Origin of the sequence: Roseburia sp. 1XD42-69 (genome assembly GCF_003612565.1) — a bacterium.
GTDB lineage: Bacteria > Bacillota > Clostridia > Lachnospirales > Lachnospiraceae > Roseburia_B.
This window is the reverse complement of sequence record NZ_RAZG01000017.1, coordinates 18,935-33,378: the sequence shown is the minus strand read 5'-3', so window position 1 is coordinate 33,378 and position 14,444 is coordinate 18,935. Positions and strand designations below refer to the sequence as shown.

Below are 14,444 nucleotides of genomic sequence, written 5' to 3'. Positions count from 1 at the left end.
TTATAAATCTATTTCATGGGTCAGGTCGGACAGATAATTGCCAATTTCTTTGTCCATATGAAGAATATGTACGGAAAGCCAGTTTAATAAAAATTCAATTAAGTTTTCCAAATATGCCTGCTGGTTATTATCCATATCCTCCAGCTGAATTTCAGCCAGTTTGTCACAGAAAGCCTGGTGGGCTTCCCTCTGCTTTAAAAGGCCGGGATATCCGACTCTTTCCATGTAGGCTTCCTCGTGTTTAAAATGTTCCTTTGTGTAATTTTTCAGACGGTTTACCACATAGACAATCTGGTCGTATTTGTCAAAAACGAGATTATCCTGTATCACATCGTGAGTCTCTTTTACCATTCGGAACAGCTGGCGGTGCTCCTCGTCGATTTCATCGATTCCGGTGGCGTATTTGGAGGTAAAGGCAAAGGGGGATTCAAATTTGCCGATTAGGATATCGCTGCCCAAAATATGGCCAAAAAGCCAGCGGGCCAGATAGTCCAATAGGTTTTCCAGAGCGGGGCGAAGCTGTTCGTCTGTGAGTCTGGAGAAATCTACGGCATTCATCCGGTTGGTAAAATCCACATGCTCCCGCTTTTGGGAGGAAAGTTCCGGATCGTCGATTTTTCTCATATATTCTTCTTCGTGGATAAAATGGGTATCGGCGTAATCCCTAAGATGTTTCAGTAAATTTTTTGCCGCGGGCCTTAAATTCTCCTCCTGGTTTAACAGAGCGTACCCTTTATTTACAAGGGCAAAGAGCCTTTCATGTTCGCTGTCAATTTCCGGGATTCCCAGGCGGCAGTCTTCGGTAAACTGTAGCATGAAACCACCTCATCTCTATTATGTAATTTTATTCAAGTGTGCATTATAGCATAGTCCTATGAAATTGGCAATAGAGAAACATGGCATATTTCATGCTTTTCTTGTTTTATTTTTTCAGTTCCAGGAAAAAGGAAGCGCCGCCTCCCAGGGTGTCTTCCAGCCAAATTCTGCCCTGGTGTCTGTCCATGATTTCTTTGGCGATGCAAAGGCCCAGGCCGAAATGGTCTTTTGCATTCCGGGAGGTGTCTCCTCGGTAAAAGCGGTCAAAAATATAGGGCTTATCAGAGTCGGGAATACCCGGGCCCGTATCCCTTACCCCTAAGAGAAAACAGCCGGATTTCTCCTTTAAGGTCAGGGTGATACTCCCACCCTCCCTGCCGTAGCTTAGTGCATTTGAGATAAGAATCTCTAAAACCTGGCGGATTCTGTCTTTATCGCAGGAACATTTGGAAACGGCCTGTTCCGGGAGGCTTATCATGAGATGCATGTCTTTATCCCTGGCAAGGGGGCGGAAAGCTTCCCAGGTTTCTAAAAGAAGGGTGTCAAGTTCCGTCGGGAGGGAATTTAGAAGAAACCGATGGCTGTCTGCCCGGGAGAGAGTGAGCATGTCATTTACCAGAACAGACATGCGCATGGCTTCCGTCTTTATGATGCCAAGAAATGCCTCCTGCTCTCTCTGGGAGGCTTTTCTTGAAGCGGAAACCGCAGATAAAATCACAGCCAGAGGGGTGCGCAGTTCATGGGATGCTGCGGCGATAAAGGCATTTTGCTTTTCGTGGGAGGATTGTATGGGGGCTAAGAGCTTACCTGTATAAAACCAGGAGAAGAGACACAGGCACAGGATCCCTAGGACATTCAACAGGGCAAAACGCAGCTTTTGGCGCATAATCTGACTGCGGAGGGGGAGAGTGTTATAGAGAATCACCCCTGTGAGGCTGCCGGAGTTTTTGGGCAGGTTTATGGCTGAGACATAATAATCAGCCTGTCCCTTCACTTTATATACAAATTCATTGTGGGAGGGGGTGCGGCTTTTGTAGGTTTTTAAGGAGGGGTATAGGGAAAATCCCTGGGCCCAGGCTCTTTCTGCCAGTTCCTTTTCCTCTTTTTCTAAAAAAAGGGCGCAGGAAGGCAGCAGGACGTCCCTGTCGTAAAACGCCGGGAGAAACCCGTTGTTTGTAAAAGCGGCGGCCCTCCACTGGGAAGAAAAATTTTCCTGCTGCTGCAAATTTAAAATGATGGCGGAGACTTCCTGGGAAAAAGAAAGGAAGCTGTTTTCCCTCACATCTTTTTCGTAGAGATAGAGATAAAAAAGGGACATGGTAATAAGAATACCTGCCGTAATTCCGGAAAAAATAAATGTAAGGCGGCGGTGCAGTTTTTTGTACATAAAAGATTCCTCCCGGGAATTAGTTTCTTAAGTCTTTACTTGTAAGGCGGTATCCAACGCCCCGGACAGTCTGGATTAAGACCTGGCAGCTTACGGTTTTTAACCGGCGGCGGATAAAGTGGATGTAGTTGTCCAAATTTCCGTCCTCCACCTCCGCATCCACCCCCCAGACCCGGGATAAAAGGGTGTCTCTTGGAAGAACCTGTTCCGGGTTTAAAAGAAAGACTTCTAAGAGCATCCCCTCTTTTTTGGACAGGGAGCAGCTTCCCAAAGCCCCGGAAAGCTGGTTGTCCCCGGGGGAGTAGGTGATATCCCTAATACACAGGGAAGGCTCTTTTTCCCACTGTCTGGGCCGCCTGCTTATGCTGCGGATTCTGGCAAGAAGCTCTTCAAATTCAAAGGGTTTTACCAGGTAATCATCCGCCCCGGCATCAAGCCCCGTTACTTTGTCAGAAAGCTCTCCTAAAGCGGTAAGGATAATTACCGGGGTCTGGCATCCCTTGTCTCTGAATTTTTTTAAAAGGGTGATGCCGTCTGTTTTTGGCAGCATTCGGTCTAAAAGAATCAGGTCATGGGTTTTTGAGCCCATATAGTACAGGGCGTCCTCCCCGTTCCCGCAGGCGTCAACGGTGAAACCTTCCTGCTCTAACTGGAAGGTTAAGGTCATTCTTAAATTGTAATCATCTTCAATCAGTAAAATCCGCATAGAAAACTCCTTTTTCTTGATATAAAAAGTGTATCACACTTATCTGGAAATAATCTTTAAAATTTAGAGAAAGTTTAAAGAAATCTCTGATATGTTAATGTTAAATCACCTCCCTGGTAAAGCAGGGCAGGGAATATTATGAATGAGAGGTAAAGATATGGACAGAAATCATGTTAGAAATTGGTGGAAACGAAAAAGGGCGGCATTGCTTTCCGGCACCCTTGCCCTTGCCCTGGCCCTTTCAGGCTGCGGGGGAAAGGGGAAAACGGCGGAAAGCCCGGGGGAAGCAGCAGGGGGAACGGAGAACTACGAAGAGAATACGGTAAAAGGGCGTTATATGGAAAGTGCAAAAACCATACCGGAAGGGATTACCGATCTGGAAAATATGGTGCGTCTTTCTGACGGAAGCCTTGGGATTGCGGACAGAAAAGCCGGGGTTTTGTATCTGTCAAAAGATGAGGGGGAAACCTGGGAGACTAAGGATGTTTCTCCACTGATAGATGTGTTAAACCAGGAGAGTTCGGAGGTGACATCCATAGCGTTAGCCCCGGACGGGGGATTATTTTTTTCCTATGTGCTTTGGGCCGGCGGTGTGGATGAGAACGGAAATGTGGCGGAACAGTATGTGTATATGGACGCACAGGGCCAGTCAAGGGAAGTTTCCCTTAAGAGCAAGCAGGAGGACTATATTTTACAGAAGGCTGTTTTTGGAGGGGATGGAAATCTTTATCTTGTGTACCTTACCGGGCAGGTGTACCGGGCGGATTTAAACACGGGAGAGCTTACCGGGGTGATGAAGATTGGCGACGACCCAACGGTTTTTACATCAAGCGGGGACTATATTATCTGCGGAAGTATGGACCAGGTAAGTATATTAAAAATTTCCACAGGGGAAGTACTGGAATCGGATTCCGTTTTAAATGATTTTTATTCCAAAGAAGTTGCCATGGTGTACAATATAGGCATTTTAGTGGACGATGCCGACGGGCAGATTTATACGGCTTCAAAAAGCGGGCTTTATGGCCATGTCCCCGGCGGAAGCGTTATGGATGAACTTTTAGCGGGAGATCTTTCCAATATGGGAGACCCCACCAGAAAAGCAGTGAGCCTTTTAAAGGGGAAAGACGGGGGATTTCTTGTGGCTTACAGCGACGGGGAGATTGATTCCTATATCTATGACAAAGACGCCCCGGCGGTGCCGGAGCAGCAGCTTACCATTTACAGCCTGACGGAAAACGATACGGTGAGCAAGGCGGTAAGCGCATTTCGGAAAAACCACCCGGAGGTTTTTGTAAAGCAGGAAATCGGCATTACCGATGAAGCCAGCATGGTGGCGGAGGATGCCATACGAAATTTAAATGCCAGCCTTCTCTCCGGGGAAGGGCCGGATATCATTATCTTAGACGGGATGCCCAGGGATGCTTACATAGAGAAAGGGCAGCTAAAGGATTTAAAGGAGTTTGCAGAGAAACTGGAAGGAGAAGGCTCTTATTTTAAAAATATCCTCCACGCCTATGACAGTGAGGAGGGGTTATATGCACTGCCCACCCGCTTTGCCATTCCCGTGGCGGCAGGAACCAAAGAAGTTTTGGGGGATATGAAAACTTTAGAAGATTTGGCGGATACCGTGGTGTCTGAGAGAGAAAAGAAACCGGAGCAGAGGACGGTTCTTGGCACCTATACCCCGGAAGAACTTCTGGCCATTTTACAAAACGGCAGCGCCCCTGCCTGGATGAAGGATGGGAAGTTTGACAAAGGGGCGGTGGAGTCCTATCTCACCCAGGCTTTGAGGATATATGAGGCGGAACATGCCAATATCACCCCGGAGCAGGAGCAGATGCGGGAGCAGTATACCACAACCGTGGATTTTGGAATGAGTTATGCAGAGTACAATTCCAATCTGAATGTAGCGGCGGCATTTAATATTATGGGAAAAGAGGCAAGCTTAATAGTGGGAAACCTAAACAGCGCCGACGGGGTGAAAATGCTGGTTTCCCTGATGAAACAGGCCCAGGGAGTGGGGTATACACGGATGCCCGGGCAGGCTGAAAATGTATTTTGCCCCCGGGGGATTGTGGGAGTGAATGCAGGGACAAAGGATGAGGGCACCGCTTTTGATTTTTTAAGTGCGCTTTTTAGTGAAGATGTATTAAAAAGCGATTTGAATGACGGCTATCCGGTGAATGAGAAAGCTTTTGATGAATTTTTTGTTGACCCCAGCGGCGGCAAAAATCAGGAAGGATTTTCTACCTCAAGTGAGGATGGAGTGAGGGTGCAGTTTGAAATTTCCTGGCCCACCAAAGAGGAGGTTGACAGTTTAAAGGAGTTTATCGGAACCTTAGACTGCCCTGGGGATGTGGAGAGCATCTTAAAAGAGGCAGTAAGCCTTACAGGGGAAAAAGTATTGACAGGGGAGATGACTCCCCAGGAGGGCGCAGATGAAATTGGTCAGAAAATGGAACTGTATTTTGCAGAGTAAATGGACCTTTCTGGTGCCAAGCCTTACAGGTACCTTTGTGTTCGCAGTGCTTCCCTTTTTGGAAGTGCTGCGGCGCTCTTTCTGGGATGACAAGGAAAAATTTTTCTCTTTTATAAATTATGGGAATCTGTGGGAAAATGAGGCTTTCCGTCTGGCGGTAAAAAATACGGTAAAGTTTGTGGGGGTGTGTATCCCACTGCTTCTTTTCTTATCCCTGGTGTTTGCCCTGGGGCTTTTTCACAGCAAATGGATGAAGTTTTTAAAATCCGCCCTTCTTCTGCCGTTGGCGGTGCCCACGGCAGTGGTGGTGTTTGTGTGGAAACTGATATTTTTTAAAGAGGGTTTTTTTAATATGTTTTTGGGGTTGTTTTCTTTAAAGCCTGTGGACTGGCTGGGAGGGGAGGGGGCGTTTTTTGTCCTGGTTATCAGTTATATCTGGAAAAATATGGGATATACTATGGTGCTTTGGCTTGCGGCAATGGCGGATATTCCAAAGGAGATGTTAGAAGCGGCAGAGGTGGACGGCAGCAGCGGTATACAGAGGATTTACTATATGGTGCTGCCATCTTTAAAACCTGCTTTTTACACTATAACCATTGTGTCTTTTTTAAACTCCTTTAAGGTGTTCCGGGAAGCATACCTGGTGGCAGGGTCTTATCCCCCAAAGAGTATGTATCTCCTGCAGCATCTTTTTAATAACTGGTTTGTCAATCTGGAACTTGGGAAAATATCTGCCGGAGGGGTTATGATGGCAGGGGTGTTTGTGCTTGTTACTTTGCTTTTGCAGCATATGTGGGATAAGTCAGAATAGAGGAATGAAATGAAGGAATTTATGATAATTAAGGTAAAAAAATTAAGGAAAATATGTCTGCGGCATTTGGGGGATATCCTTCTTTTTCTGGCCGCCCTCCTTGTGTGTTTTCCCATTCTCCTTCTCCTTACAGGGGTGGTAAAAAGCTCAGGGGAATTGAGGGAGGGCCTTGCCCCTATCCTTTCAAAGGGGGAAGGGGGGATTCACTGGAATCTGCTGCCCTTGTACCCCACAGGGGAGCATCTTTTAGATATTTTGTTTTTTAAGCCCCAGTTTCATGTGGTGTTCTGGAACTCTATGAAAATTACAGTGTGCATCCTTGCAGGGCAGCTTTTTTTGGCTTCGCCTATGGCCTGGGGATTTGCCCGGTTTTCTTTCCCCGGGAAAAAAGTTTTTTTTACGTTGTATGTGATTTTAATGCTGATGCCTTTTCAGGTTATGATGCTGCCCTCCTATCTGATTTTAAACGGCATGAATCTTTTAGACACTCATCTGGCGGTAATTCTCCCGGCCATGTGTTCTACTCTGCCTGTGTTTCTCATGTACCAGGGCTTTGCCTCGATTCCAAAGGAATGTATTGAGGCGGCCCAGATAGACGGTGCGGATAACTGGCAGGTATTTTTTTATCTTGGTGTGCCCTTAGGCTCCGGGGGGATTTTATCCGCCATGGTTTTGGGATATCTGGAATACTGGAATATGTTAGAGCAGCCTATGACCTTTTTAAGGACAAGTGCAAAATATCCCCTGTCTCTTTTTCTGCCCCAAATCAGCATGGAGCAGGCGGGGATGGTGTTGGCGGCTTCCCTTATTATGCTGATACCCGCCATGTTTATATTTTTTGCAGGGCAGGATTATTTGGAGCAGGGCATAGCGGTGTCCGGGCTAAAAGGATAGAGGAGGGAGGCAAATGCGCAGCATTTTTAGGATGCCTCCCGACGACTTGCCGCCGAACCTTGGTGAGGGGGCGCTACATTATGAGAGGAGTGCACAATGAAGCAGAAAGGAAAAGCTTTAAAGGGATTTATATGGTTTCTGGTGTTTATGTTTGTGTGCGGCATGGTTTCCAGGGGCATTTATGCGGAGCAGATGCCAAGGGTCATAACGGCGAAAATCGTGGAGAGGGAGCTTGACCACACGGTAGAGGGAGAGGGGGTTTTAGAGGCAAAAGAGGAAAAGCCCCTTTTGCTTCCGGCGGGACTTTTGGTGGAGAGGATTCATGTGAAGAAGGGACAGATGGTGAAAGAGGGAGATTTGCTCCTCACGTTTAATACGGAAAGCCTTAAGAAGCTGTATGAGGAAAAGCAAAAGGAACTTACCCTGGCGGATACCCGGTTAAAAGATTATGAGTCCGGGGTGGCAAAGGAAACGCAGAACCGCCAGAGGGCCATAGACCGGGCAAGCGAAGATTACAGTCAGGCAAACAGCAGCGGGCAGGATGGGGTGAACATTGCCCAGGGGGCGTACCAGAGGGCAAAGGATGCCCTTGACAGTTTCCCTTCCCTTAAAGAGTACAAAAAGAAGGCCAAGGAGAAAGATGGGGAATATCAAAAGCTAAAGAAGGAGGCGGATAAAAAGGACGCCTCAGATGAGGAGAAGTGTGCCTTTGAGGAGTATGCGGCCCAGCTTGAAAGCAGCTTGGAGAGTCGGTATCAGGAGGAAAAACAGGGGCTTAAGGAAGCTTTGTCCCAGAGGGAGGGGGAACTTTCCGCAGCAAAAAAGGAGCAGGGGGAAAAAATTTTGGCGGCAGGCCGGGCCTTAGAGGATGCCAGGGAACCTCTTCGGGTGGAGGAAGCCACGGAGGTGGAGCTTCGCCAGTTGATTTCGGATATTAAGAAGGAGCAGGGAATTTATAAAGAATATCTGGATAAGGAGGGGGCTGTTTTTGCCCCGGAAGATGCCTGTGTCAGCGATGTTTTGCTGGAAGCGGGGGGCATCACCGGGGAGACGGGGGCTATGGTGCTTTCCACCTTGGGGGACACCCTTTATTTTACGGGGAATATTGTAAAAGAGGACAAGAAGTATGTGGCTCTGGGGGATTTGATGACCATTTCTTTCGGGGGGAGATATCTTTCGGATATCCCGGTTTTAGCCATAGAAGAAGGGGAGGATGGGGGATACAAAGTGACGGCGGAGATATCCTCCCAGGACCGCATGATTGGGGAAAACGGCACATTTTCCCTGGTGAGAAAGACAGATTCTTATCCCCAGTGCATTCCCATTTCCGCTCTTTATACGGAAAACCAGGAGGATTTTGTATACTATATTGAAAAGCAGGAGACGATTCTTGGCACGGAGCTTGTGGCAAAAAAGCGTAAGGTAAAGGTTTTAGATAAGGATGAGAAGTTTGCGGCACTTGACGGGGGGAGTTTTACGGAGGATGAGCTTTTGATTGTGGGGTTTGACAAGGAATTTGAGACAGGAACCAGGGTGAGGGAAGAGGAGTAAAAAAAAGAACTATTGACAAATGATTAAGAAAGTTGTTAAATAATGATTGGATTAAAGGGATTACAGCGCATGTAACTTCCGGCACAAGTGACGGAGGTTCAAATATTACAAAATAATACATAAGAAAGAGTAAGGGGAGAAAGAGATATGTTAGTTGCTCAGGTATTAGCAGTAATTATTTTTATTGCGATGTTTCTAATGATTGTGATGGACAAAGTGGAACGGCAGTATGTTACTTTAGGCTGCGGCTTGCTTACCCTTGTTGGTGTATTTGGCATAGCTATGCACAGCATGGATGCAATTCTTGAGACTTTGAACATCCGAAGTATTTTTACTCTTGGTTTCTGGTATGAAGCGGGAAGTTCTTCTGAGTCTTCCGCCGGAATCAACTGGGCTACCATTATTTTTATTGCAGGAATGATGGTAATGGTGGAAGGAATGGCGAAAGCCGGATTTTTCCGGTGGCTTTGCATGACCCTTGCAAAGATGGTAAACTATAAGCCGATTCCTCTTTTTGTGGCATTTATGATCATGTCTTCTATACTGGCTATGTTTATTGACAGTATTACAGTTATTCTGTTTTTGGCAAGTGTCACAATCGAATTGTCGAAGCTGCTGAAGTTTAATCCGGTGCCAATGATTCTCTCAGAAATTTTCTGTGCGAATCTGGGTGGTTCCGCAACTATGTGCGGCGATCCGCCAAACATTATTATCGGTACTTCACTGGGATATTCTTTCAGCGATTTTATTACCAACACCGGTGTGATGGCTCTTATCAGCCTTGTGTTTGTGGTTATTTATTTTTATGTTGCTTTCCGGAAAGAAATTTTGGCGGGGGCGCCGGAACATATTGATACTTCCGCTATGCCCACACCCAGGGAGACGATTACAAACAAAAAGGATTTTGCCATAAGCTGTGTAATTTTTGCCTGTGCGGTGGTTATGCTTGTGAGCCATGCCCAGACAGGGCTTACCGTGGCATTTATCGGCACGGTAATTGCGATTATAACTTTGATTACATCAGGGAAATATGCCCTGGAGATTATAAAGAAAGTGGATTATAAGACACTCCTATTTTTCATCGGGCTTTTTATTGTTGTAGGCGGTTTGGAACAGACAGGGATTTTGGAGATTATTGCAGGCTTTATCGGTGATGTGAGCAAGGGAAACCTGAAAGTTATGGTAGCCATTATTATCTGGGTGTCCGCCATTGCCAGCGCTTTTGTGGACAATATTCCTTTTGCGGCTACTATGGTTCCAGTCATCCAGAGCCTGGCGGCTGCCCAGGGGGTGGACTTATCCACTCTTGCATGGGCTTTGTCCATGGGAACGGATATCGGCGGAAGCGCTACGCCTATCGGTGCATCCGCAAACGTTGTGGGTACTTCCGTGGCAGCGAAAAACGGCCATGTCATCGGCTGGGGCAAATACTGTATTACGGCAATTCCGGCAACGGTGGTGGTAATTGCAGTATCCATGCTGTTTATATTCGTCAGGTATTGTTAAGGTAGAAGGAGGAATGATATGGCAAAGCAGACAATTATAGCAATCAGTCGTGAATTCGGCAGCGAAGGCCATGAGATAGCCAGAATTATTGCGGAGGATTTAGGGCTTAAATTATATGACAGAAGTATGTTAGACGAGATGGCTGACAATATGGGCATTAAGGTGGAAGTGTTGGAAAAGCATGATGAAAAGCCCAGGAATTTCTTTTTAACCAGAACCGTGGGAAAGTATACAAACTCCATGGAAGAAATTGTTGCGGATATGCAGTTTGAATTTATTAAGGAAAAAGCGGATTCCGGGGAATCCTTTGTGATTGTAGGGCGCTGTGCGGATTCTGTGCTCCGGGGCATGGAAGGGCTGATTACCATATTTGTAATCGGCACGAAGGAAGCAAAGGTAAAACATGTCATGGAGAAATTTAATATGAATGAGTCGGAGGCACTGATTAAAATGGCCCGCCATGACAAGAAGAGAAGCCAGTACCACAACAGGCATTCTGATGGAAAATGGGGGGATTCCCGTTTTTATGATTTGTGCATAAACAGCAGCCTGTTAGGAGTACAGGGAACCGTGAAAATTTTAGAAGATTACATCCATGCAAGAATGGAAAAATAAAAGGAGACGCAGTATGAATGCCCTGGGGTATACACCAATTTTAAGCAGCAGTGCTTTATCAAAAACATACATTTTATATGCCCCGGGGATTACTGTACCTATTTTTATATACTTATAAATATATTTTGGCATATAAATGTAGTATTAGTAATTCCCATAACAGTTCAGTCCTTTGATGGATTGGGCTGTTTTTTATGTATTATGCCGGGAAACGGCAGTGAATATTAGCATATAAGGGGAATTATGATGAAAAAAATAGAGAATAAGAATGCAACGAAGAAATTACTGAGAAACATTAAGCTGGACTATGTTGGAACTTTTCTGGCAAATTTAAATATGCAAAGTTGTATCTGGGTGCTTATTTCCTGTACTGCGGGCTGAATCTTGCTCAGGTAGGGTTTTTGGAGGGGATTTACCACGCCACAAGCATAGTGTGCGAGATTCCTTCCGGCGCCGTGGCAGATTTGTTAGGGCGAAAGAGAAGCATGGTTTTAGGCAGAATATGTATTGCACTTTCCTGTATGATTATGCTTTTGACAAAAAATTTCTGGCTCTTTGCCCTAAGCTTTATGGTTCAGGCCATGGGCAACAATTTTAATTCCGGCTCCGAGGAGGCTTTGATATATGATTCCATGAAGTGTGCGGGGCAGGAGGAGCAGTACATTAGCGTGTGGGGAAAATTAAATATGATTCTTGAGGCGGCCCAGGGAATTGCCACAGTGGCAGGGGGGATTTTGGCGGAATATTCCTATTTTTGGTGTTATTTCTTCTGTCTCATTATCTCCCTGCTGGCCCTTATCCCGGTGTTGTTTTTAGTGGAGGTGCCGGTCAGTTCCGGGAGTGAAACAAAAAGAATTTATTTTTGGGGTATTGTGTACAGCCATTTTAGAATTAGTTTTACTGTTTTAAAGGGAGACCTGCTTTTGTTCTTGCGCTTTATGGAGGATTCTTGCTGGCGTTTGTGGGGGTGTGGAAGAGCCCATAAGGCTTTTTTACCTTTAAGTCTTTGAAAAAATGCCAAATAGATATTTATTTCACAATGTGAATTTGGTATAATAAAATTCACAGCGCAGCAAGGACAGTGAACAAGAAAGGGGAAACACGATGTTGACAGATGATATCAACGTAATATCTATGACAGCGGTAAACAAAGCCGAAGTATGCAGTAAATATCCGGGTAAATTTTTTATCAGATCCATTATGGCAGGATTTTACATAGCGGTGGCTACTATATTATCCCATGTCACTGCGGCAGTTTTATATTCCACTTATCCACAGTTTGGGAAAGTGATTTCATCTTTGCTGTTTTCTATTGGGATGGTTTTAATTGTATTTATCGGCGGAGAATTGTTTACGGGAAACAACCTTACTATGGCCATGGGGTATTACAACAGTAAGTGTACGCTTTTGGATATGGGAAAAGTCTGGCTTATGAGTTATTTGGGAAATTTTGTGGGAACGGTTTTTCTCTCATTTATACTGGTGGAGAGCGGCGCTTCCAAATCTATTTTGACGGAATATTACAAAACTTTTGTTTATGGAAAATTGGAAATCACTCCGGCGGAGATGGTGCTTCGGGGGATTTTGTGTAACTTTTTGGTATGCCTTGCAGTTTGGGTAGGGGCAAAAATGAAATCCGAGAGCGGCAAGCTTATTATCATCTTTTGTCTGATTATGACTTTTGTGGAGTCCGGGTTTGAGCACTCCATTGCCAATATGAGCACGTACACCATAGGGTATCTTTTGTTGGGAGGACTGGAGTTGAAAATGGTATTTACCAGTATGCTGTTTGTGACACTGGGCAATATGCTGGGGGGAGCGGTTCTTTTGGCTCTGCCTCTGTATCTGATGAGCTGGGAGAAGTAAATATGCCGGGTTTAAAAAAGTGGAGAGATCTTTACTTTAAGGTGGATTACATAGTTACGGCGGCTACTTTCTTATTGGAAGTTATCATGTTTTTTTTCTTATATCACATGAACCTGATTAAAGAGAGCACCGGGGTTTATCTGATGCTGTTTCTGGTAATTCCAACTGTGTTAAATGCTTCAATTATCGGGGTGGCTAATATTTTCAGAAAAAGGCTTCCCCAGGAGGATAAGAGGCAGAACGATATTGCAATTATGGCCCTTGTCTTGATTTGTACGGTTATCAGCGTGACACACTGTGCTTTTTTTAATACTTTAACTATTTTCTGCATCCCCGTCTTTATGACCACAGTGTTTGGGGAGAAGAACCTGTGCAGAAAAATTACAATTATCAGTGTGTGCAGTATTATTGCGGCCACGGTGAAACATTATTTTACGGCGGGAAATCCAGAGGATCGGGTTTGGTATTTTCCGGAATGTCTTCTGGCTGTGACAGTTGTGGTGATTGTGGAACAGGTGGCTTTAAAACTTTTAAAGATGCTGGAGGGGCAGAAAAGACGGCTGATTGACCTGGCGGAAACTTCAAAGGAGGCCCACAGGCGGGAGAAAGCTGCAAATGAGGCGAAAAGTGTATTTTTGGCTAATATGTCCCATGAAATAAGGACCCCCATCAATGCTGTTTTGGGGATGAATGAAATGATACTCCGGGAGAATGAAAATCCCCAGATTTTGGAATATGCAAAGAATATTCAATCCGCCGGGAATCTTCTCCTGTCATTGATTAATGATGTTTTGGACATTTCAAAAGTGGAGTCCGGGAAACTGGATATTGTAGAGTCGTCTTATGAGACTTCCTCTTTTCTCCACGACAGCTGCAGTATGATAGGGGAGAGGGCTTTAAAGAAGGGACTGGAGTTTCGCATTGCCTGTGATTTTAATCTTCCCAGCCGCCTTATGGGGGATGAATACCGCATAAGGCAGATTGTCACCAATCTTTTGTCCAATGCGGTAAAATATACGGAGAGAGGCAGCGTAACCTTTTCCGTGGAGAGCAGGCAGAGTGAGGAACAGTTTTTCCTTGTTATCTCCGTGGAGGATACGGGAATGGGGATACGGGAGGAAAATATGAAAGATTTATTCTCCCAGTTTGCCCGGTTTCATATGGAGAAAAACAGGCATATCGAGGGCACCGGATTGGGGCTTGCCATTACCAAGCAGCTTTTGGATTTGATGCATGGGGAGATTTTGGTGGAGAGTACTTACGGGGAGGGATCTGTTTTTACCGTAACCATTCCCCAGCAGATTGTGGACGATTCCCCTGTGGGTGACTTTTTAAAACATTTCCATGATGTCACCCGGGAAAACAGTGAGTACCAGCAGAGTTTTGAGGCAGGAAGTGCCAGGATTCTGGTGGTGGATGATGTGCCGGTGAATTTGAAAGTGATTTCAAATCTTTTAAAGAAAACAAAGATTCAAGTGGATACAGCGGAGAGCGGTGCAGCCTGCATCGAGATGGTATCTAACAAAGCATATGATATTATTTTTATGGACCATATGATGCCGGGGATGGACGGGGTGGAGACATACAAAAAGATGCAGCAGCTGAAAGATTCCCCCAATGCCCACACTCCTGTGATTATGCTTACCGCCAATGCCATAAACGGGGTGAAGGAAGAGTACTTAAAGGACGGTTTTGTGGATTACCTCTCCAAACCAGTGAGAGGGGATAAACTGGAGCGTATGATTCTGAATTATCTGCCGGAGGATAAAATAGACCTTCGGATAAATGGGGAGAAAGAGTGAGTTAATTCTTA

General features: G+C 45.5%; 12 protein-coding genes. 9 read left to right on the top strand and 3 right to left on the bottom strand.

Annotated elements, in window-relative coordinates; translation table 11 throughout:
* The 3 genes from D7Y06_RS10455 to D7Y06_RS10445 all read right to left on the bottom strand — a co-directional run bounded on the left by D7Y06_RS10455 (window position 1) and on the right by D7Y06_RS10445 (window position 2,909).
* Complete coding sequence (locus D7Y06_RS10455) at window positions 1-816, bottom strand: bacteriohemerythrin (RefSeq protein WP_120407742.1); 816 nt, start codon at window positions 814-816, stop codon at window positions 1-3.
* A 106-nt stretch (window positions 817-922) separates the two neighbouring features.
* The gene (locus D7Y06_RS10450; protein ID WP_120407741.1) at window positions 923-2,203 is read right to left on the bottom strand and encodes a sensor histidine kinase; all 1,281 of its coding nucleotides are present in this window, start codon (window positions 2,201-2,203) and stop codon (window positions 923-925) included.
* Between the two features lie 19 nt (window positions 2,204-2,222).
* Window positions 2,223-2,909 (bottom strand): response regulator transcription factor, encoded by a 687-nt coding sequence (locus D7Y06_RS10445; protein WP_120407740.1) that lies wholly within the window; start codon window positions 2,907-2,909, stop codon window positions 2,223-2,225.
* 157 nt (window positions 2,910-3,066) lie between these two features.
* Between D7Y06_RS10445 and D7Y06_RS10440 the strand changes: the two genes are divergently transcribed.
* The 9 genes from D7Y06_RS10440 to D7Y06_RS10400 all read left to right on the top strand — a co-directional run bounded on the left by D7Y06_RS10440 (window position 3,067) and on the right by D7Y06_RS10400 (window position 14,433).
* Window positions 3,067-5,388, top strand: coding sequence for an extracellular solute-binding protein (locus D7Y06_RS10440; protein WP_120407739.1), 2,322 nt, complete (start codon window positions 3,067-3,069; stop codon window positions 5,386-5,388).
* Window positions 5,348-6,199 (top strand): carbohydrate ABC transporter permease, encoded by an 852-nt coding sequence (locus D7Y06_RS10435; protein ID WP_120407738.1) that lies wholly within the window; start codon window positions 5,348-5,350, stop codon window positions 6,197-6,199. The genes D7Y06_RS10440 and D7Y06_RS10435 overlap by 41 nt, the downstream gene beginning before the upstream one ends.
* Before the next feature lie 9 nt (window positions 6,200-6,208).
* Window positions 6,209-7,093 carry a carbohydrate ABC transporter permease gene (locus tag D7Y06_RS10430; protein ID WP_243119246.1) on the top strand — a complete coding sequence of 295 codons (885 nt, stop codon included), beginning with the start codon at window positions 6,209-6,211 and terminating at the stop codon, window positions 7,091-7,093.
* Window positions 7,094-7,189: 96 nt separating this feature from the next.
* Window positions 7,190-8,644: a biotin/lipoyl-binding protein gene (locus D7Y06_RS10425; protein ID WP_120407737.1), complete on the top strand. Its 1,455-nt coding sequence runs from the start codon at window positions 7,190-7,192 to the stop codon at window positions 8,642-8,644.
* Between the two features lie 147 nt (window positions 8,645-8,791).
* Window positions 8,792-10,150 carry an SLC13 family permease gene (locus D7Y06_RS10420; protein ID WP_120407736.1) on the top strand — a complete coding sequence of 453 codons (1,359 nt, stop codon included), beginning with the start codon at window positions 8,792-8,794 and terminating at the stop codon, window positions 10,148-10,150.
* An 18-nt stretch (window positions 10,151-10,168) separates the two neighbouring features.
* Window positions 10,169-10,765, top strand: a complete 597-nt coding sequence (locus tag D7Y06_RS10415; RefSeq protein ID WP_120407735.1) for a cytidylate kinase-like family protein — start codon at window positions 10,169-10,171, stop codon at window positions 10,763-10,765.
* A gap of 401 nt (window positions 10,766-11,166) precedes the next feature.
* Window positions 11,167-11,775, top strand: a complete 609-nt coding sequence (locus D7Y06_RS10410; protein ID WP_243119245.1) for an MFS transporter — start codon at window positions 11,167-11,169, stop codon at window positions 11,773-11,775.
* A gap of 94 nt (window positions 11,776-11,869) precedes the next feature.
* Window positions 11,870-12,631: a formate/nitrite transporter family protein gene (locus tag D7Y06_RS10405; protein WP_120407734.1), complete on the top strand. Its 762-nt coding sequence runs from the start codon at window positions 11,870-11,872 to the stop codon at window positions 12,629-12,631.
* Window positions 12,632-12,633: 2 nt separating this feature from the next.
* Entirely contained in the window at window positions 12,634-14,433 is a 1,800-nt protein-coding gene (locus D7Y06_RS10400; RefSeq protein ID WP_120407733.1) for a response regulator, read from the top strand.
* Window positions 14,434-14,444: the final 11 nt, after the last annotated feature.